Origin of the sequence: Pseudarthrobacter sp. NIBRBAC000502770 (assembly GCF_006517815.1) — a bacterium.
Lineage (GTDB): Bacteria > Actinomycetota > Actinomycetes > Actinomycetales > Micrococcaceae > Arthrobacter > Arthrobacter niigatensis.
Genome location: NZ_CP041198.1, coordinates 752,984 through 771,785, shown reverse-complemented (window position 1 = coordinate 771,785; position 18,802 = coordinate 752,984). Strand labels below are relative to the sequence as shown.

The window sequence follows — 18,802 nt, the reverse complement described above, 5'->3', positions numbered from 1 at the left end:
CCCCCGGTAAATCTAGGCTTCGTGCCTGCTGCCGGCATCACAGGACCCCGGGCACCACAACGATACCGCCATACGCCAACAAGTGGATAAATTCTTTCGGCCCGGTCCGTCCCGGACCCAAAGCCGCCGGAGCCTAGTCCAGGACCAGGCCCTTGCCGCGCCCGCGGGTCAGGCGGACGGGATTGATCTCGCCAAAGCCGCGCACATTCTCCGGGTCCTGCGGAATCAGGACGAACCGTTCGTCATGTTCCAGGGCGGAGGCTGTCATGGAATCCACCAGGACGGTACCAGGGTCCGCCAGGGTGGTCAGGCGGGCGGCGAGGTTCACGGTGGGGCCGTAGATGTCGCCCAGCCGGGACAGGATCCTTCCCCAGACCATGGCTACCCGGGCTTCCGGGAGGATTTCGTCTTCGGTGAAGGCTTCAGCCAGCGCCAGCGAAATCTCCGCACCCGCGGCAGGGGTTTCGGCGATGTACAGGACTTCATCGCCCACGGTCTTGACCAGCCGGCCGCCACCGACGGAGATGATCTCGGCGCATTTGTTTTCGAAGCGCTGGACCAGCCGGGCAAGCGTCTTTTCGTTCATCCGCCGGGACAGGCTCGTGTAGGACACCAGGTCCGCGAAACCGACCGCGCGGGCCAGGGGCAGCGGCGCGTCGTCCTCGTCGCCTTCCCGGCCTTCCTCGCTGGCCTGCAGCCCGGCTTCGGCGCGGACCGCGAGGCGCTGGACGCCGGCGTTGAGCTGGCGGCGCCAGGAGTAGACCAGTACTTCCTCGAGTGCGTCCACCAAAGCGGGCAGCTCGTTGACCAGGCGCTTGCGGGCCACGGCGTCCGTGACGCCCTGCTCGTGGACCATGTCCTCCACCAGCGCCTCGATCTGCCAGACCACCATGCGGTCGGTCATTTGCCCGATGGAGCGCGTCACCGAGATCGCCGCTTCCTCCGTGAGCTTGCCGGCGCGGACAAGGTCCACCACGGTGGACAGGGCCGCCTGGTCGCGTTCGGTGAAGGCGACGTCCTCGTCGCCGAAGTTGGGGAATCCCAGGGCACGCCAGAGCTTGCGGGCAGAAAGCAGTGAGAGGCCGGCCCCGGCCGCAACTTCACGGCGGCGGAGCTTGCGTTCCCCACCCAGGAGGCGGGCTTCGAGCGCCTTCATGGCCAAGCGTTCCGCGGACATGGCGCCGGTTGGCGGGTGACGGTCGACGCCGGGCAGCTCCGCGGCAGCACCCGGCCCGGTTGTGAAAGGGTCAGGCGAGCCGGCGTCGGACGACGCGTCGAAGGCGCCGGTTTCGATGCTCTCGACGCGTTCCTGCTGGTCCTCATCGGTCATCCCGTCCACCTTCTCTCATGTCCTCCGGAAATGCACCGGCTGGGTAATACGTCGCGCCGGGCTGGGCCCCCCTGTCCTCCGGCAGTTCCCCGATGGCGTCGAGGATGAAGTCCCGGAACCGGGCGACCTCGGGCACGTCGCGAAAGGTCACCATGCCCTGGTGCCCGGTTTCCAAGGATATATTCCCGGAACGCACCAGGCGCTGCAGCAAGGATTCATGGACCGTCAGGTTTCGCACCGATGCCAGGTTCACCTGCTGGTCCCGCCGGTTCAACAGTCCGTACCGGGCCACCATCCGCTGGCTGGTCAGCGTGTACCGGGTGCCATGCCAGCGAAGAAGCCGGGGCAGGCAGTAGCCCAGCCACACAGCCGCCGCCGCGAGCACGCAGGCGCCCACCAGCCAGGGCGTCCACTGGCGGCCAAGGGCAGGCACCACGCGTGCGGGGCCGCCGCGGATAACCCAGGCGCTGGCGAAGGCGGCCAAGGCCGGCGCCAGGACGAAGGCCACGGCGGGACCGGCAAGCTTCCGCGGCTGCGGGCGGGTAGTGACGATGACCTGCTCCCCTGGAACAAGGGACCTACGCATAACCACCCTGCTGCGGCGCGTCCGGCGACGACCAGGGCCGCAGGTGCACCACATCGCCGGCCGTGACCACATGCTCACGCGAATCCCGGTCCACCACCAGGAGGGAGCCGTAGTCATCCAGGCGGGAGGCATGTCCAATGATTTCGTGGTCGCCGGGAAGCTGCGCGCGCACCTGCTTTCCCAGGGTGACCATGACGGCCTCCACCCGTTTGTGCAGCGATGGGCCGCCGGCCATGCCCGCCGCGGGGTCGCCGTCGGCGTTGCAGAAACTGCGGTAGAGGACAGCGAAGTGGGCCAGGTAGCTTTTCAGCAGCGCGGTGCGGTCTGTGGTGGTGGCACCCTCGATGGCCACGGACGTGGCGGTGGGCACGGGAAGTTCGTCTTCGCCCAGGCTGACGTTAAGGCCGGTCCCCAGGATGACGGGGGGCACGCTGCCGTCCACCATGGGACCGAGCTGGGCCAGGATGCCGGCGATTTTCCTGCCGCGGACCAGGACGTCGTTGGGCCATTTGAGCTCGGCGGGAAGGCCTGCCGTTTCCAGGAGCGTCTGGCGCAGCGCCAGGGCTGCGATCAGGGAAAGCCACGAGTAGCTCTGGGTGGGAAGGGGCCTGCCCTCGGCGTTCACCGGGCGCAAAACCAGGGAGACCGACACGGAACTCAGCGGCGGTGCCTCCCAGCGCCGGTCCAGCCGGCCCCTTGCCGCGGTCTGGTACTCCGCCGTCAGGACGGAGAGGTCAGGCCATTCCGCAGGGTCCACCGTGACGCCCCGCAGGAGGTCGGCGTTGGTGGAGCCGGTGGAGTCCACCACGTCGATCCGGGGTATTCCCGTGGCGGAGAGGAAACGCTGGTCGGCCAGGTCCCCTCGGTTCAGGGGGGTACCCGGTGCGTGTGCGTCATCCATAGCTAGATCCTACCGAGCCGCGCCTGATCGTACCCAGCCTGCCGCAGTCCCGGAACGGGCACCGGGGACTGCATGAGGGCCCGCCTTAGAGGAAGATGTCCGGGACCAGCCGGTGTTCCGGTGATCCCAGGCTGTAGGGGCGGAAGTCGGTCACGCCCGCGGCGGCCAGGACCTGCTCATCCGTGTAGAAGTTGCCCGACGGCGGCGCACCGGCACCGAGATTGCTGCCGGTCAGGATGGCGTGGGCGGCGTCGGCCATGATCTGCGGGCCGCGCGCGGCCAGCACCATGGTTTCGCCGTGGGGCATATTGCGGATGGCAGCCGTGTCGATCAGGGTGCAGGGCCACAGTGAGTTGACCCTGATCCCGTCAGCCTTCAGTTCCTCGGCCAGGCCCAGGGTGGTCAGGCTCATCCCGTATTTGGCCATGGTGTAGGCAAGGTGCTTCCCGGCCCAGGAGGGGTGGAGGTTCAGCGGCGGCGAGAGTGTCAGGATCTGCCCCCGGCCCGAGGCACGGAGCGCCGGGAGCGCCAGCTTGGACAGCAGGAAGGTGCCGCGCACGTTGATGTCCTGCATGAGGTCGTACTTCTTCATGTCCACCTTGTCCGTGGTGGAGAGGTCGATGGCGGAGGCGTTGTTGATGACGATGTCGATGCCGCCGAACCGGTCAACAGCCGCGGCTACGGCGCCGGCCACGTCATCGTCCCTCCGCACGTCGCCCACCAGGGGCAGGGCCTGGCCTCCGGCCGCCTCCAGCTCGCGGGCTGCGGTGTGGACCGTCCCGGCGAGCTTGGGGTGCGGCTCCCCCGTCTTGGCAAGGAGCACAATGTTGGCCCCATCGCGGGCCGCCCGCAGGGCGATGGCCAGGCCGATCCCGCGGCTGCCGCCGGACAGCAGGATGGTCAGGCCCGCCAGGGAGCCGGCGGCCCGGTACGGGCTTTCGGAGGCATGCAAAGCATCGTCGCTTGAAGTCATGGGAACACTGTAACCCAACTAAGTTACTCATGAGTAACATTGTGGAGAGGTTGTTGGAACGGCAGAAAATTGTAGGTTCCCTACAGCCGTTGGCGCCCAAAGCGTTACTAGACTTGCCAGCAGGGTTCGTCTTTTGTGTGGATGCTACTTAACGCTCCGCGCAGCCAGACCTGCCAGCCGACAGAATTGACCTGCTACAGAGCCGGAGACACTTGATGAGCCACGATCTGACAACGACTGCGGGAAAGATTGCCGATTTCCGCGACCGCCAGGCGCGTGCCGAACAGCCCTCCGGCCCCGAGGCCATCGAGAAACAGCACGCCCGCGGCAAAAACACCGCCCGCGAGCGCATCGCCCTGCTGCTGGACGAGGATTCCTTCGTGGAGTTTGATGCCCTGGCCGTGCACCGCTCCACCGCCTTCGGCATGGAGAAGAAGAAACCGCTGGGTGACGGCCTGGTCTCCGGCTACGGCACCGTGGACGGGCGTTTGGTGGCGGTCTACAGCCAGGACTTCACCGTGTACGGCGGATCCCTGAGCCAGGTCAACGGCGAAAAGATCGTCAAGGTCCAGGAGTTTGCGCTCCGCAACGGCTGCCCCGTCGTCGGCATCCTGGACGGCGGCGGCGCCCGCATCCAGGAAGGCGTGGCCTCACTGGCCATGTTCGCGGACATCTTCCGCAACAACGTCCACGCATCCGGCGTAGTGCCGCAGATTTCGCTCATCATGGGCCCCTCCGCCGGCGGTGCCGCCTACTCCCCCGCCCTCACCGACTACGTGGTGATGGTGGACAAGACCTCGCACATGTTCATCACCGGTCCGGACGTCATCAAGACCGTCACCGGCGAGGACGTCGACATGGAAACCCTCGGCGGTGCGCGGCAGCACAACGCCACCACCGGAACCTCCACCTACCTCGCCTCCGACGAGACCGACGCCATTGAGTTCGTGCGCGAACTGCTGGATTTCCTCCCGTCCAACAACCTGTCCGAGGCGCCCGTCCTGGGGCACCAGCAGGAGTTGGAGATCGACGACGACGACCTCGCCCTGGACACGCTGGTTCCGGATTCAGCCAACCAGCCCTACGACATGCGCGCCGTGGTGGAGCAGATCGTGGACGACGGGCATTTCCTGGAGATGCAGGCCCTTTACGCCCCCAACGTGATGATCGGCTACGGCCGGGTGGAGGGCCACACCGTAGGCATCGTGGCCAACCAGCCCCTCCAGTTCGCCGGCACCCTGGACATCGCCGCATCCGAAAAAGCCGCGCGCTTTGTCCGCCATTGCGACGCCTTCAACATCCCCATCATCACCCTGGTGGACGTCCCCGGGTTCCTTCCCGGCAAGGACCAGGAGTTCCAGGGCATCATCCGCCGCGGCGCCAAGCTCCTGTACGCCTATGCCGAGGCCACCGTTCCCAAGCTCACCGTCATCACCCGCAAGGCCTACGGCGGCGCCTACATCGTGATGGGCTCCAAGAAGCTCGGGGCCGACCTGAACCTTGCCTGGCCTACGGCGCAGATCGGCGTCATGGGCGCGCAGGGGGCCGTGAACATCCTCTACCGCCGCGACCTCGCAGCGGTCGCCGAGGACGGCGGCGACGTGGAGGCCCGCCGCGCCCAGGTCATCCAGCAGTACGAGGAAGAACTCCTCAACCCCTACCAGGCAGCCGAGCTTGGCTACGTGGACGCCGTCATCGCCCCCTCGGACACCCGCATCCAGATCATCAAAGGACTGCGCGCCCTCCGCGACAAACGCGCCAGCCTTCCCGCCAAGAAGCATGGGAACATCCCGCTGTGATCCCCACCCCAGGGGCGCCGGAGCCCGACGAGACCCCGGAAACGGCAGAAGCAGCCGCCGCGCCGCTGTTTTCTGTTGTCAAAGGAAAACCCAGCGACGAGGAACTCGCCGCACTGGCCGCCGTCGTGCTTTCCCTCGGCGGAGAAACCCCCGCCCCGGCTAAGACCACCAGCGTGCGGCACTGGGTCCGGAGGCAGCAGTTGCGGCTCGCCCCCACTCCCGGGCCGGGAGCCTGGAAACGCAGCCGGGGCTGACCTCCTCCCTGCCACACTGACTGCGCGGAGCCCGGTAGTCTCGGCATGTGACTATCGACACTGCACCCGCCGCGCGCCCGCACACCCGGATCGACGCCGTCGCGGACACCTACACGGACACCCTGATCAGGCTCAACCCCACCTTTGCCACCACCCTTGGCCTGCCGGGACATGAGACGGAGTATCAGGACTTCTCCCCCGCCGGCGTCGCCGGTTTCGCGGAGGCAGCACGGGCTGCCCTCGTGGCCCTGGAGGGCCTGGAACCGGAAGACGACGTGGACGCCGTCACCCTGGACGCCATGCAGGAACGGTTGGGCCTGCAGCTGCTGATCCACGCTTCCGGCTGGGAATATGCGGAGCTGAACAACATCGCGTCGCCGGCCCAGGACATCCGCGCCATCTTCGACCTCATGCCCACCGAAACCGAGCAGGACTGGGAGCACATCGCCGGCCGCGCGCACAACGTGCCGGCAGCCATCAGCGGCTACACCGAGTCCCTGCGCCTGGCAAGGGATGCCGGGAAGGTGGCCGCTGCACGCCAGGTGCGGATCGTCATCGAACAGGTGACCAAATACGCCGCCGGGGACGGCTTCTTCGCCAAGCTAGGTGCCGGCGCCTCCACCTCCGCCGGGCCGTTGCCGGCGAACCTGCAGGAAATGCTCGACGCCGGTGCTGACGCAGCGCGCCGTGCGTACAGTGACCTGGCCGAATTCCTGCGCACAGAGCTGCTGCCCGCAGCGCCGGAAAAGGATGCCGTCGGCCGGGCCCGCTACGCCCTCGCTTCCCGGTCCTTCCTCGGCGCTGAAGTGGACCTGGAGGAAACCTACGCGTGGGGCGTCCAGGAACTGGACCGCCTCATCGCCGAACAGGAACAGGTGGCGCACGCCATCAAGCCGGGGACATCCATTGCCGAGGCCAAGGACATCCTCAACAACGACCCCGCCCGGCAGTTGAAAGGCACGGAGGCGCTGCAGAGGTGGATGCAGGATGTCTCGGACAGGGCGGTGGCCGAACTCGCCGGCGTGCACTTCGACATCCCCGACGTCATGAAGAAGCTCGAGTGCCGGATCGCCCCCACCGACGAAGGCGGCATCTACTACACCGGTCCGTCCGACGACTTCAGCCGCCCCGGCCGCATGTGGTGGTCAGTCCCCGCCGGGGAGGACACCTTCACCACCTGGGCCGAAACCACCACCGTGTACCACGAGGGCGTCCCGGGCCACCACCTGCAGGTCGCCACTGCAACCTACCGGCGCGAGCTGCTCAACAAGTGGCGCCGGAACGTCTGCTGGACCTCCGGCCACGGCGAAGGGTGGGCCCTTTACGCCGAGAAGCTCATGCAGGAACTGGGCTACCTGGACGATCCCGGCGACCATATGGGAATGCTGGACATGCAGCGCATGCGGGCCGCGCGCGTGGTCTTCGATATCGGCGTGCACCTGGAACTCGGGATGCCCGAACGCTGGGGAACCGGCACCTGGACCGCCGACAAGGGCTACGCATTCCTGAAGGAAAACCTGCCCATCAGCGAAGGCCAGCTCAACTTTGAGTTCACCCGGTACCTCGGCTGGCCCGGGCAGGCCCCCTCCTACAAGGTGGGACAGCGGCTTTGGGAACAAATCCGCGCCGAGCTCGAGGCGCGGCCGGGGTTCGACCTCAAGGAGTTCCATACCAAGGCCCTCAACATCGGCTCCGTAGGATTGGACACCCTCCGCCGGGCGCTGCTTTCCTGACTCGCCCATGCCCGGCGAGACATTAAGCACATCCGTGACGGGAATAAGTAACAATAGCCACCGTCTGCCTTGTATTTCCGGGGTTTTCCAGGTTCGTGGGCAAATGTGGATGCGTAATATTTCTCAATATTCTTTCGACGTGGTATTAGGTGGGGGTCTAGCTTGTTCTGGTGAGCACTCAGACAAGCACCCCCTCCCCCGCAGGGAAGACCGGATTCCAGCTCCCCAAGTGGGCGGGTTCGTTCGGCTTCCAGATCATTGCCGCCCTCATCGTGGGCCTAGGCCTCGGCCTGCTGGCCAAGTACACCGGCAGCACCAAGACCAGCCCCAACGCCCTCGGCGCCACGCTGCAGACCATCGGCTCAAGCTACGTGTCGCTGCTGCAGACCGCCGTCGTTCCCCTGATCTTTACCGCCGTCGTCAGTTCCATTTCCAACCTGCGCCAGGTGTCCAACGCCGCCCGGCTCGCATGGAACACGCTCCTGTGGTTCGCCATCACGTCCCTGATCGCCGTGCTGATCGGCATCGGCCTGGGCGTGCTCCTGCAGCCCGGCGCCAACACGGGCATCAGCGGAGACGCCAAGTACACCGGCAAGTCCGGTGACTGGTGGGCCTTCCTCGTGGGCCTCTTCCCGAAGAACTTCCTCGGCCTGGGTGCCAGCTCCACTGTCGGCGATTCCGGCGCCGTCACCACGTCGATCAGCTTCAACGTCCTGCAGATCCTCGTCATCGCCATCGCGGTGGGCGTTGCCGCCCTCAAGGTGGGCAAGGCAGCAGAGCCGTTCCTGAACCTGAACGCGTCAGCCCTCGCCGTGATCCAGAAGGTGCTCTGGTGGATCATCCGCATCGCACCGCTGGGAACCGTCGGCCTCATCGGCAATGCCGTGGCCGTCTACGGCTGGGACACCATCGGCTCGCTGGGAAAGTTCACCGTGGCCATCTACGCCGGCCTGGTGCTCGTGCTGTTCGTGGTGTACCCGATCCTGGTCCGCAGCCATGGCCTGTCCATCAAGCAGTACTTCTCCGGCGTATGGCCCGCAGTGCAGTTGGCTTTCGTTTCCCGCTCCTCAGTGGGCACCCTCCCGCTGACCCAGCGCGTGACTGAACGCAGCCTCGGAGTGCCCCGCGCGTACGCCTCCTTCGCCGTACCGCTGGGCGCCACCACCAAGATGGACGGCTGCGCAGCCATCTACCCTGCCATCTCCGCGATCTTCGTGGCCCAGTTCTTCGGCATCCACCTGGACTTCAGCCAGTACCTGCTGATCGCCCTGGTCTCCGTCCTTGGCTCCGCCGCAACCGCCGGCACCACCGGCGCCGTGGTGATGCTCACCCTGACGCTCTCCACGCTCGGCCTGCCGCTGGCCGGCGTCGGCCTGCTGCTGGCCATCGACCCCATCCTCGACATGGGCCGCACCGCGGTGAACGTGGCAGGCCAGGCCCTGGTCCCCACCATCGTGGCCAAGCGCCAGGGCATCCTGGACGAATCGCTGTACAACGCACCCCGCAACGGCACCCCGTTCGTGGATGACAGCGATGCTCCCGCCGATGGTTCCGCAACGGACGGCACCAGCGCCGGGACCGCATCCCGCGAGCTGCAGGATGCCAACGCATAACGCGCCAGCAAAAAGACGTCCCCGGGATATGCTCCCGGGGACGTCTTTGCTTAAGGACTTCGCCCCAGCCCGCAGTGGGCGGGCAGCAGTCAGCGTCCGCCAATCACCCCGTTCTGGACTGCCTTGGTCACGGCGTCGGCTTCGGCCTGCGTGAGTTTGCCGTCCGTCACTGCCTTGTCCAGGCGGGTCTTGAGTTCGGCAGCGTGTTCTGACTGCTCCTCGCTGCGGATCTCCTGGAGGGCTGCCGTCACCTTGGCCTCGTCGATTCCCAGCGAGCCCGCCAGCGATTTGGCGAGGGCGGCTTCGCGGGCCGCGGGGTCCGGCTTCTGGCCGTCGGCGGGCGGCGTGGTGGGCTTGTTGGCTTGGCGGAAGGCCTTCAAGGCGTCCGTCACCTTGGCTTCGTCCACGCCGAGCTTCGCCGCCAGGGCAGATGCCTGCTCCATGCCGTTGCCGCCGCGGCCGCCGTGCCTGCCCATGCCGCCGTGGTCGGTTCCGGCGGAGCCGTCGGCCGAGGCACTGGAACTCGCGCTCGGGGTGGGAGTGGGCGCAGTGGTGGTGGCCGATGCCATGCCGGCCACGCCGATTCCTGCACCGAGCGCCAGCGCCGCGGCTGACAGGCCCAGGGTCATCTTCTTCGTGCGGGTCATTTCTCTGTCTCCTCATTCGCCGTCGCCTGACGGCTGCTGGTGATACGCCTCGCGGCGGGACATTTCCAGCATCGTCCACCAGGTTCAGGAAAGGCTGTCGGGAACCTTTCGTTCTCCTGTGAATCCAGATCACTACACCCGGGAAATTAGTTGCATAGAGTGCAAAGTTGCACGTAGTGTAAGCCTGTGCCAGATCCGCTTTCCTCCCCGGAGACCCCGCAGGACGCCATGCCCGCCGCCCCTTCCCGCCGCGAGCTGAACAAGGCCGCCACGCGCCAGGCCATTACCGACGCCGCGCTGGGCCTCCTGCGTTCCAAAGGCCCCGGAAACTTCACGGTGGAGGACATCGCCGACACCGCAGGAATCTCCCGCCGTACCTTCTTCAACTACTTCAGCAGCACCGACGCCGCCTTGGCCTCCATCGTCCACGGCTTCCTGGACAACGCCATCCAGCAGCTGCGCCTCCGGCCGGCGGACGAACCCATGCTGGAGTCGGCCCAGGCCGCCCTGGTGGCCCTGGCCGACCCCAAGGCCATCGCCCCGCTCGCGGAACTGTTCTCGCTGACCCAGCAGAGTCCGCTGATGTCCCACACGGAACTGGAGGCGTGGGACCACTGCCGGGCCCAGGTCTTCACCGTGGCCCGCGAACGCCTCGCCGGAACCCCCGGCGAGCGGGACGAACTCTACGTCCACGCCCTGGCCGGCTCCATCATCTCCTGCGGAAAGGCCGCCATGGAGGTCTGGTTCAGCCGGCGCGGCCCGGACCTCTCACCCGCCTCCCTGGCCGAACTCCGCCAACTGCTCATCGATGCCATGGCCCTGCTGGGCGCCGGCTTCACCACCACCGCTTTCACATCCGCCACCCGTTCCTCCTGATCAGATCGGTCCTCCCGCATGGCACTCCTCCTTTACCGCCTCGGCAAGTTCTCGTACCGCCGGCGCTGGCTTGTCATTTCCCTCTGGCTTGCCGTCCTGGTGGCCGTCGGCGGTTCCGCCGCGGCTTTCCACGGCACGCTGTCAAACAACTTCCAGATCCCGGGCACCGAGACCCAGCGGATCGCGGACAAGCTCAAGCAGGATTTGCCCGCAGCCTCGGGCGGAAGCGCCACGATCGTCTTCGAAGCCCCCGACGGCGGATTCACGGCCGGGAGCCGGGCGGCCGTGACGGATGCGCTGAAGAAGCTGCAAGCCCTCCCCGAGGTCCGCGGCACGGTTGATCCGTTCACCACCCAGGCCCAGGTGGACCAGGCCGGCAAGGCCATCACCGACGGCGAACAGCAACTGGCGGCCGGCCAGGCGCAGCTGGATGCCTCCCGCGCCCAGCTGGAGGCGGGCAAGGCGCAGCTGGCAGCGGCTGAACAGCAGCTCACCGCCGCCGGTGCGCCCGCGGCCGTGGTCGAGGCACAACTTGGCCAGCAGAAGGCAGCGCTGGCCGCCGGCCAGGCCAAACTCGACGCCGGCGCACAGGAACTGCAGGCCAACAAGGCGAAGCTGGAACTTGGCAAGCGCCAGGCCCAGGCGGCCTCGGCCATCCGGTTCGTGTCCGCGGACAACAAGGCCGCCGTGGCCCAGGTTCAGTTCAACACCTCCATCAACGGCCTGGCCCCCTCGGTCCGCAAGCAGGTACAGGAAATCGCCCACGAGACGTCCTCCGCAGGCGTCAAGGCCTTTGCCAGCAAGGAAATCACCGAAGACATCTCGGCCCTGTTCGGCACAGCGGAAATCGTCGGCATCGCCGTCGCGGCCCTGGTCCTGATCCTCATGCTGGGAACGCTGATCGCGGCCGGCCTGCCGCTGCTGATGGCCATCATCGGGGTCGGTGTGGGCGTAGGCATCACCTTTGCCCTCTCCGGCCTGTTCGACATGAGCTCCATCTCCCCCATGCTGGCCCTCATGCTGGGCCTGGCTGTCGGCATCGACTACTCGCTGTTCATCGTCAACCGGCACCGGACCCAGCTCCTGGGCGGAATGGACCCTGAAGAATCCGTGGCCCGGGCCAACGGAACCTCCGGCAACGCCGTCGTCTTCGCCGGCCTCACCGTGATCATTGCCCTCGCCGCCCTGGTGGTCCCCGGTCTGCCGTTCCTCACCGTCATGGGCCTGGCAGCCGCAGGAACCGTGGCGGTGGCGGTACTGGTCGCCATCACCCTGACCCCCGCCATGTTGTCCCTGATCGGCCGCCGCATCATCTCCAGGCGGGCATGGGCCAAGTCCGAGGCCCACAACGCCGAACCGGGCCACGAGGCGGCGGACCTTGCCACCGACCGCGAACGAAGCACCCACGGGTGGGGCGGCCTGGTCACCAAGCACCCCTGGATTGCGCTCGTCGCCGGCGTCCTCCTGCTGGGCACCCTGGCATTGCCTGCCACCCAGCTCCAGCTGGCACTGCCTGACGGCGGATCCGAGCCCGTGGAGTCCGAGGCCTACCACGCCTACGACCTGACCGCACGCAGCTTCGGCGAGGGCGTCACCGGCCCCATCGTGGCCGTGGGCGAGTTCCCCGCGAACTTGGATGCGGCGCAGGCGCAGAAGCTGCAGTACGACATCGCGGACAAGCTCCGTGCCGTGGACAACGTGGTGGCAGCCGTGCCGGTGGCCCTCAGCGAAGACCGCCGCACCGCCGTCTTCCAGGTCATCCCCAAGGAAGGTCCCGCCAGCGCCAGCACGGTCAAGGTGGTCGCCGACCTCCGCGGCCTGAACGGGGAGATCAAGGCCGACTACGACGTCGCCATGGGCCTGACCGGCCAGACTGCCGGCAACGTGGATGTCTCCACCAAGCTCGGCGACGCCCTGCCGCCCTACCTGGCGATCGTCGTCGGACTGTCCCTGGTCCTGCTGCTGCTGGTGTTCCGCTCCATCGTGGTGCCGCTGCTGGCCACGGGCGGCTTCCTGCTGTCGCTGTCGGCCGCCTTCGGCGCCGTCGTGGCCGTCTACCAGTGGGGCTGGCTGGGGAATATCTTCGACGTGGCCAACCCCGGCGCCGTGCTGAGCTTCCTGCCCATCATCCTGATCGGCGTGCTGTTCGGCCTCGCCATGGACTACCAGGTGTTCATCGCCTCCGGCATGCGCGAGGCCTACATGCACGGATCATCCGCCAAGGAAGCGGTCAGGGTGGGGTTCCGGCACGCAGCCGCCGTGGTCACCGCCGCCGCGATCATCATGGTCAGCGTGTTCTCCGGCTTCATCTTCAGCCACCTCACCATGGTCCGGCCGCTGGGCTTCGCAATGGCCTTTGGCGTCCTGTTTGACGCGTTCGTGGTCCGGATGACCATCGTTCCGGCCGTGATGTACCTGCTGGGTGCCAGGTCCTGGTGGCTGCCGCGTTGGCTGGACCGGATCCTGCCGGATGTGGACGTGGAAGGTGCCAGGCTCAACCGTGGCCAGGGGACGCCGGTGCCCGGCGAACTGGTCCACTAGGCTGGGACCGTGCTCCATCTGATCCTCGCGTCCCAGTCCCCCGCCCGCACCAAGCTCCTGGCCGAGGCCGGCATCCGGCACACCGTGCTGGTTTCCGACGTCGACGAGGCGGCCGTCCAGGAACGGTACGGCGTGACGGACCCGCACGACACCGCACTGCTGCTGGCCCGGGCCAAGGCGGAGGCCGTCGCATCCCTGCCGGAAGCGGAGGGCGCCCTGGTGCTGGGCTGCGACTCCGTCTTCGAGTTCGACGGCGAGGCGCACGGCAAGCCGTACACGGCCGACGTCGCCCGCGACCGGATGCTGCGGATGAGCGGCAGCGCGGGGGTGCTGCACACCGGGCACTGGCTGGTGGACTGCCGGGACACGGACGACGACGCCGGCGGCGGCCGCGGCTCGGGCGCCACGCTCGGGGCGGTCGCCTCCGCCGAGGTTTCCTTCCTGGACATGGCCCCGGAGGAGATTGACGCCTACATCGCCACCGGTGAACCGCTGCACTGCGCAGGTTCCTTCACCATCGACGGCCTGGGCGGCGCTTTCATCCGCAAGGTCGACGGCGACCCGCACGCCGTCGTCGGCCTTTCCGTCTCCACCCTGCGGGGCCTGCTCGCCGCCGCCAATGTGCGCATCACGGATCTCTGGCCGCCGCGGTAGGCGTGTGCTTTTTTAGGCACCCTTGTAGCTTCCCTACAAAGGAAGGCTGCTTTACACGCGGATTCCGCAAGTAATATCGGCGGAACCTCCAAAACCGCGCTAGGCTCCCTGAAGGAAAGAAGGAGACGCCTTGTCAGCAAATTTGGAGCAGTCCGCAGGAACCACGCAGCCCAGCCTCACAAAGGTGCTGATCGCCAACCGCGGCGAAATCGCCGTGCGGATCATCCGGGCGGCCCGGGACGAAGGCATCGCCTCCGTGGCTGTCTACGCCGACCCGGACCGCGACGCACTGCACGTCCGGCTCGCTGACGAGGCCTATGCCCTGGGTGGCACCACGGCCGCCGAGTCGTACCTGGTGATGGACAAGATCATTGACGCCGCCCGCCAGGCCGGGGCCGACGCCATCCACCCCGGCTATGGGTTCCTGGCGGAGAACGCAGATTTCGCCGCCAAGGTCATCGCCGCCGGCATCACCTGGATCGGCCCCTCCCCCGAGGCCATCTCCGCCCTGGGCGACAAGGTCCAGGCCCGCCACATCGCCGAGAAGGTCGGCGCCCCGCAGGTCCCCGGCACCGCAGACCCCGTGGAATCCGCCGAGGAAATCCTGGAATTCGTGGACAAGTTCGGCCTGCCCGTGGCCATCAAGGCGGCCTTCGGCGGCGGAGGACGCGGCATCAAAGTGGCCCGCACCCGCGAGGAAATCCCCGAGCTCTTCGAATCCGCCGTCCGTGAAGCCACAGCCGCCTTCGGCCGCGGCGAGTGCTTCATCGAGCGCTTCCTGGACGCTCCCCGGCACGTTGAGACCCAATGCCTGGCCGACGCACACGGCAACGTCGTGGTGGTCTCCACCCGCGACTGCTCCCTGCAGCGCCGCAACCAGAAGCTCGTGGAGGAGGCCCCGGCCCCGTTCCTCACCCCGGAACAGAACCAGCGGCTTTACGAATCCTCCAAGGCCATCCTGAAGGAAGCCGGCTACCTGGGCGCGGGGACCTGCGAATTCCTGGTGGGCCAGGACGGCACCATTTCCTTCCTTGAGGTCAACACCCGCCTCCAGGTGGAGCATTGCGTCTCCGAGGAAGTCACTGGAATCGACCTGGTCCGCGAGCAGTTCCGGCTGGCCCGCGGCGAGGCACTGGGCTACGGCGACCCCGAGGTCCGCGGCCACTCCATCGAATTCCGCATCACCGGCGAGGACCCGGGCCGGAACTTCCTGCCCTCCCCCGGCACCATCAGTGTCCTGAAGAACCCCACCGGGCCCGGCGTGCGGATCGACTCCGGCGTGGAGCAGGGTGACGTCATCAGCGGCAACTTCGACTCGATGCTCTCGAAGCTGGTCGTTACCGGCGCCACCCGCACCCAGGCACTGCAGCGCTCCCGGCGTGCCCTGGAGGAAATGGTGGTCGAGGGCATTCCCACCGTCATCCCGTTCGATCTCGCCGTGGTCAGCAACCCCGACTTCGCCCCCGCGGACGGCCCGTTCAAGGTCCACACCCGCTGGATCGAGACCGCCTTCGTCAACGACATCCCCGCCTGGACACCCAGCGGCACCGCGGAAGAAGAGGCCGACGCCGGCGAACGCCAGCGCGTCGTCGTCGAGGTGGGCGGCAAGCGCCTGGAAGTGGTGCTCCCGGCATCCCTGGGCACCCCCGGCATCGCCGCAGCCGCCGGCAAGCCCGGCAAGTCCAAGAAGCGCTCACGTTCCGCAGGTCCCGCTGCCGCCACGGGCAACGCCCTCACTTCCCCCATGCAGGGAACCATCGTGAAGGTCGCCGTTTCGCACGGTGACGTGGTGTCCGAGGGCGACCTGGTGGTGGTCCTGGAGGCCATGAAGATGGAGCAGCCCCTCACCGCGCACCGGTCCGGCACCATTACGGGCCTGACAGCAACCGCCGGCGAAACGGTGTCCGCGGGCGCCATCATCGCCACGATCGAAGACTAGGAAGCCGGATGCTGGCACCAAGTTTCCAGGAAGAAGTGGCCCGCTACCACCAGGCGGTTCCCGAGATCACCCGGGGCAACACCGCCCCGATCAAGGAACTGTACTCCCGGCTGGACGACGTCACCCTGGCCAACCCGTTCGGCGGGATAGCCCGCGGCTGGGCCCAGGTGGAGGCCCGGCTGGACCAGGCGGCGCGGCAGTTCCGCGACGGCGAGATGCTCGGCTTCGATACCGTCACCTCCTACACGGCCCGCGACACCGCGTACCTGGTGGAGACCGAACACTTCCGGGCCCGCCTGGACGGCGCTGCCGCCACAGAGGAGTTCGCGCTGCGCGTGACCAGCATCTTCCGCCGCGAGGAGGGCTACTGGAAGCTGGTGCACCGCCACGCCGACCCTGCGGCCCGGTCCCAGTCCCGCCGCTCCCTGGCGCAGCCCACAGGCTGAGCGTTCGCCGGGCCTACCATCCGCCCCGGCTAGACATCCACCTATGCGGCGCTGCTACGCGCACGGCTGTGCTGGCAGGCGGCGCCGCCAGGATGCAGACTTAGCTCATGCTGCCATTCCTCCTCCTCGCATCACGTGCTGAAAATGCTGCCGCGGAGGATGAATACGCCGCCTACCTTAGGTACGGCGGGCTTGAGGAACGGGAGCTCCGCCGGGTCAGGCTTGAGGCCACTCCCCTGCCCGCGCTGGATCTTGCGGATTATTCCGGCGTCATCGTCGGCGGCAGCCCGTTCACCTCCAGCGATCCGCCGGAGCAAAAGACCCCGGTCCAGCACCGGGTGGAGCGGGAGCTTGCCGCGCTGCTGGACCAGCTGGTGGCCCGCGACTTTCCGTTCCTTGGCGCCTGCTACGGGGTGGGCACCTTGGGCAGCCACCAGGGCGCCGTGATCGACCGGACCTATGGCGAGCCCCTCGGCGCGGTGGAGGTGGAACTGACCGCCGAAGGCCTCCAGGACCCCATCCTGCAGGGCGTACCTCAAACCTTCACGGCATTGACCGGGCACAAGGAAGCCGTCCGCTCACTGCCCCCGCACGCCGTCCTGCTGGCACGGGCCGCCACCTGCCCGGTCCACATGTTCCGCGTCAGGACCAACCTTTATGCCACCCAGTTCCACCCGGAGCTGGACGCCGACGGATTGGTGACGCGGATCGATATCTACCGGGACGCCGGGTACTTTCCGCCGGAATCAGCTGAAGAGCTCATGGCCGCGGCACGGCAATTCACGATCACCGAGCCCATGGCGGTGCTGAAGAACTTCGTGGCCCGCTACGCCCGGTGAGCATGAAAATGCCCGGCGGGCCGGATGGCCGCGCCGGGCATTGTGGCGTTGGAAATCAGGCCACGTTGTTCTCGTAGTCAAGGTCGCGGGTCTCGCGCGTCAGGAACAGCGCGATCAGGGTCAGCACGGCCATGGACGTCAGGTAGACGCCCACCAGGACAGGGCTGCCCTTCGCGGCTTCCCACAGGGCCACTGCGATGAACGGGGCCACCGCGGCACCCAGGATGCTGGAGAAGTTGTAGCTGATGGCCGAGCCGGTGTAGCGGACGTTCGTGGGGAACAGTTCCGGCAGCAGCGCGCCCATGGGCCCGAAGGTCAGGCCCATGAGGGAGAAACCGAGGATCAGCAGGCCCATGGTGCCCACGAAGCCGCCGCTGAACAGGGGGACGAACAGCAGGCCGAACACGAAGATGCCGGCGGTGACGGCCATCAGCATCTTGCGGCGGCCGTGCTTCTCGGCCAGCGGGCCGGAAACCAGGGTGAAGATGCCGAAGAAGACGACGCCGGCAATCAGCATCCAGAGGAAGTCGTTGCGGGAGTAGCCCAGGCCGGGAACGAACGCTGCGGCGGCGGCTTCGGACATGGGTTTGCCGGCCTTTTCTGCGGCGGCCTGAGCGCCGGCCAGGGTGGGCTTGGTGCCGTAGGTCAGCGTGAACGTGGTCATCAGGTAGAACAGCACATAGGTGGCCAGCATGATGAAGGTGCCCAGGATCAGCTGGCGCCAGCTGGACTTGAAGACGCGTCCCAGCGGCAGCTTGGCTACCTCGTTGGACTCCACCACCTTGGTGAAGGCGGGGGTTTCGATCAACTTGAGCCGGACGTAGAGGCCCAGGATCACCATGACGGCGCTGAGCAGGAACGGCACGCGCCAGCCCCAGGCCGCGAAGGCCTCCGGTGTCAGCGTGTAGCTTGCCACCAGGAAGATGACGTTGGCGATGATGAAGCCAATGGGGGCTCCGAGCTGCGGGAAAGTGCCGTAGACGGCGCGCTTGTTGGCCGGGGCGTTCTCGGTGGCCAGCAGGGCCGCGCCGCTCCACTCGCCGCCGAGGGCCAGGCCCTGGGCGAAGCGCATGACCACCAGCATGGCCGGAGCCCAGAACTCCCAGCCCGGAACCAGCGCCGTGGGAAGGCAGCCGATGAGGAAGGTGGCGATGCCCATGGTCAGCAGCGACGCAACAAGGGTTCCCTTGCGGCCGAACTTGTCGCCGAAGTGCCCGAAGACAATCGAGCCGAGGGGGCGGGCGATGAAGGCCACGCCGAAGACGGCGAAGGAGCTCAGCAGCTGGGTGGTTTCGTTCGCGCCCGGGAAGAAGAGCTTCGGGAACACGAGCACGGCGGCCGTGGCATAGACGTAGAAGTCGTAGAACTCCACGGTGGTGCCGATCAGGCTTGCCACGATGACGCGGCCGCGGGAGTTCACCGGCTGGTGCGAACCAGGCACCTTGGTGGTATCGGTGGATGACATGGGTAAACGCTTTCGTGTGACCGGCCGGGCGCAGGCAGTACTGCCTCCCGGCTCGAATAGTTAGAGTTTGATCTTACTTCCCAACGTCCAGTCAATGGACGAAACGTCCACAATGCGGACCTGTGTTGTGGATCCCATATGCCGGACCCCCGCCGGCGCCTCACGCCGTCCGGCTGCCCCGGATAGGCAAAAGTCACAGCGCGTTA

General features: G+C 67.2%; 16 protein-coding genes. 10 read left to right on the top strand and 6 right to left on the bottom strand.

Features of this window, described 5'->3' with window-relative positions; all coding sequences use genetic code 11:
• Positions 1-133 precede the first annotated feature (133 nt).
• The 4 genes from NIBR502770_RS03895 to NIBR502770_RS03880 form a co-directional block, all read right to left on the bottom strand.
• A complete protein-coding gene (locus NIBR502770_RS03895; RefSeq protein WP_141181091.1) occupies positions 134-1,330 on the bottom strand; it encodes an adenylate/guanylate cyclase domain-containing protein in 1,197 nt (398 codons plus the stop codon).
• A complete protein-coding gene (locus NIBR502770_RS03890; protein ID WP_141181090.1) occupies positions 1,320-1,916 on the bottom strand; it encodes a PH domain-containing protein in 597 nt (198 codons plus the stop codon). Before NIBR502770_RS03890 ends, NIBR502770_RS03895 begins: the two co-directional genes overlap by 11 nt.
• Positions 1,909-2,817, bottom strand: a complete 909-nt coding sequence (locus NIBR502770_RS03885; protein WP_141181089.1) for a biotin--[acetyl-CoA-carboxylase] ligase — start codon at positions 2,815-2,817, stop codon at positions 1,909-1,911. The genes NIBR502770_RS03890 and NIBR502770_RS03885 overlap by 8 nt, the downstream gene beginning before the upstream one ends.
• Positions 2,818-2,902: 85 nt before the next feature.
• Complete coding sequence (locus NIBR502770_RS03880; protein ID WP_141181088.1) at positions 2,903-3,790, bottom strand: NAD(P)-dependent oxidoreductase; 888 nt, start codon at positions 3,788-3,790, stop codon at positions 2,903-2,905.
• A 215-nt stretch (positions 3,791-4,005) separates the two neighbouring features.
• On the opposite strand from NIBR502770_RS03880, the gene NIBR502770_RS03875 reads away from it, so the two are divergent.
• The 4 genes from NIBR502770_RS03875 to NIBR502770_RS03860 all read left to right on the top strand — a co-directional run bounded on the left by NIBR502770_RS03875 (position 4,006) and on the right by NIBR502770_RS03860 (position 9,189).
• Positions 4,006-5,589, top strand: coding sequence for an acyl-CoA carboxylase subunit beta (locus NIBR502770_RS03875; protein ID WP_141161097.1), 1,584 nt, complete (start codon positions 4,006-4,008; stop codon positions 5,587-5,589).
• Positions 5,586-5,843 (top strand): acyl-CoA carboxylase subunit epsilon, encoded by a 258-nt coding sequence (locus NIBR502770_RS03870; RefSeq protein WP_246857389.1) that lies wholly within the window; start codon positions 5,586-5,588, stop codon positions 5,841-5,843. Before NIBR502770_RS03875 ends, NIBR502770_RS03870 begins: the two co-directional genes overlap by 4 nt.
• Before the next feature lie 47 nt (positions 5,844-5,890).
• Positions 5,891-7,576: a DUF885 domain-containing protein gene (locus NIBR502770_RS03865; RefSeq protein ID WP_141181087.1), complete on the top strand. Its 1,686-nt coding sequence runs from the start codon at positions 5,891-5,893 to the stop codon at positions 7,574-7,576.
• Between the two features lie 170 nt (positions 7,577-7,746).
• Positions 7,747-9,189, top strand: a complete 1,443-nt coding sequence (locus NIBR502770_RS03860; RefSeq protein ID WP_141181086.1) for a dicarboxylate/amino acid:cation symporter — start codon at positions 7,747-7,749, stop codon at positions 9,187-9,189.
• Between the two features lie 89 nt (positions 9,190-9,278).
• Here the strand turns inward: NIBR502770_RS03860 and NIBR502770_RS03855 are convergent, their stop codons facing one another.
• A complete protein-coding gene (locus NIBR502770_RS03855) occupies positions 9,279-9,836 on the bottom strand; it encodes a hypothetical protein (protein ID WP_141181085.1) in 558 nt (185 codons plus the stop codon).
• A gap of 228 nt (positions 9,837-10,064) precedes the next feature.
• Between NIBR502770_RS03855 and NIBR502770_RS03850 the strand changes: the two genes are divergently transcribed.
• The 6 genes from NIBR502770_RS03850 to NIBR502770_RS03825 all read left to right on the top strand — a co-directional run bounded on the left by NIBR502770_RS03850 (position 10,065) and on the right by NIBR502770_RS03825 (position 17,131).
• Positions 10,065-10,712, top strand: coding sequence for a TetR/AcrR family transcriptional regulator (locus NIBR502770_RS03850; RefSeq protein ID WP_141183307.1), 648 nt, complete (start codon positions 10,065-10,067; stop codon positions 10,710-10,712).
• 18 nt (positions 10,713-10,730) lie between these two features.
• Complete coding sequence (locus tag NIBR502770_RS03845; protein WP_141181084.1) at positions 10,731-13,253, top strand: MMPL family transporter; 2,523 nt, start codon at positions 10,731-10,733, stop codon at positions 13,251-13,253.
• Between the two features lie 9 nt (positions 13,254-13,262).
• On the top strand, positions 13,263-13,907 hold the full coding sequence (locus NIBR502770_RS03840; protein WP_141181083.1) for a nucleoside triphosphate pyrophosphatase: 645 nt from the start codon (positions 13,263-13,265) through the stop codon (positions 13,905-13,907).
• A 130-nt stretch (positions 13,908-14,037) separates the two neighbouring features.
• Positions 14,038-15,846 (top strand): biotin carboxylase N-terminal domain-containing protein, encoded by a 1,809-nt coding sequence (locus tag NIBR502770_RS03835; RefSeq protein WP_141181082.1) that lies wholly within the window; start codon positions 14,038-14,040, stop codon positions 15,844-15,846.
• Positions 15,847-15,854: 8 nt separating this feature from the next.
• A complete protein-coding gene (locus NIBR502770_RS03830) occupies positions 15,855-16,292 on the top strand; it encodes a nuclear transport factor 2 family protein (protein WP_141161105.1) in 438 nt (145 codons plus the stop codon).
• Between the two features lie 107 nt (positions 16,293-16,399).
• Positions 16,400-17,131 carry a glutamine amidotransferase gene (locus NIBR502770_RS03825; protein WP_141161106.1) on the top strand — a complete coding sequence of 244 codons (732 nt, stop codon included), beginning with the start codon at positions 16,400-16,402 and terminating at the stop codon, positions 17,129-17,131.
• A 55-nt stretch (positions 17,132-17,186) separates the two neighbouring features.
• On the opposite strand, the gene NIBR502770_RS03820 is transcribed toward NIBR502770_RS03825, so the two are convergent.
• On the bottom strand, positions 17,187-18,596 hold the full coding sequence (locus NIBR502770_RS03820) for an MFS transporter (RefSeq protein ID WP_141181081.1): 1,410 nt from the start codon (positions 18,594-18,596) through the stop codon (positions 17,187-17,189).
• Positions 18,597-18,802 lie beyond the last annotated feature (206 nt).

Bases quoted from the DNA above. Each gene is read 5' to 3' on its own strand.
- NIBR502770_RS03895 (WP_141181091.1), bottom strand. From the start codon at position 1,330: ATGACCGATGAGGACCAGCAGGAACGCGTCGAGAGCATCGAAACCGGC.
- NIBR502770_RS03890 (WP_141181090.1), bottom strand. From the start codon at position 1,916: ATGCGTAGGTCCCTTGTTCCAGGGGAGCAGGTCATCGTCACTACCCGC.
- NIBR502770_RS03885 (WP_141181089.1), bottom strand. From the start codon at position 2,817: ATGGATGACGCACACGCACCGGGTACCCCCCTGAACCGAGGGGACCTG.
- NIBR502770_RS03880 (WP_141181088.1), bottom strand. From the start codon at position 3,790: ATGACTTCAAGCGACGATGCTTTGCATGCCTCCGAAAGCCCGTACCGG.
- NIBR502770_RS03875 (WP_141161097.1), top strand. From the start codon at position 4,006: ATGAGCCACGATCTGACAACGACTGCGGGAAAGATTGCCGATTTCCGC.
- NIBR502770_RS03855 (WP_141181085.1), bottom strand. From the start codon at position 9,836: ATGACCCGCACGAAGAAGATGACCCTGGGCCTGTCAGCCGCGGCGCTG.
- NIBR502770_RS03850 (WP_141183307.1), top strand. From the start codon at position 10,065: ATGCCCGCCGCCCCTTCCCGCCGCGAGCTGAACAAGGCCGCCACGCGC.
- NIBR502770_RS03845 (WP_141181084.1), top strand. From the start codon at position 10,731: ATGGCACTCCTCCTTTACCGCCTCGGCAAGTTCTCGTACCGCCGGCGC.
- NIBR502770_RS03830 (WP_141161105.1), top strand. From the start codon at position 15,855: ATGCTGGCACCAAGTTTCCAGGAAGAAGTGGCCCGCTACCACCAGGCG.
- NIBR502770_RS03825 (WP_141161106.1), top strand. From the start codon at position 16,400: ATGCTGCCATTCCTCCTCCTCGCATCACGTGCTGAAAATGCTGCCGCG.
- NIBR502770_RS03820 (WP_141181081.1), bottom strand. From the start codon at position 18,596: ATGTCATCCACCGATACCACCAAGGTGCCTGGTTCGCACCAGCCGGTG.